At 44.7% G+C, this 282-nt stretch carries 1 pseudogene; it reads right to left on the reverse strand.

Going from position 1 to position 282, the window contains the following annotated elements:
* Window positions 1-182 (reverse strand): annotated as a pseudogene (locus U8L64_RS00245) (hypothetical protein); the annotation flags it as partial.
* Window positions 183-282 lie beyond the last annotated feature (100 nt).

Genomic DNA, 282 nt, shown 5'->3' on the forward strand with positions numbered 1-282 from the left:
TTTTGAACGCTGTATGATTCGCCTCCCGCTGACGAGAGATGAAGATTGATCGGAGCGGCAAGCGGTTGAGTAGAAAAGAGATTTTCGAAAAACAGCTTGACAGCGAGAAAGGCTGCTGTAAAATGCGCGGCCTCGGTTGAGACGAAAGGCTTGATCGAAACGCTCTTTAACAACTGAATCAAGCAATTCGTGTGGGTGCTTGTGAATGTAAGACTGATAGTCGCATGATTATCAGCATCACAAAGCAACACTCGTTAATTCGAGAGTTACTCTTTACTTGTA

This window comes from Pseudomonas sp. FIP_A4 (genome assembly GCF_036701605.1).
In the GTDB taxonomy this organism is placed as follows: domain Bacteria; phylum Pseudomonadota; class Gammaproteobacteria; order Pseudomonadales; family Pseudomonadaceae; genus Stutzerimonas; species Stutzerimonas phenolilytica.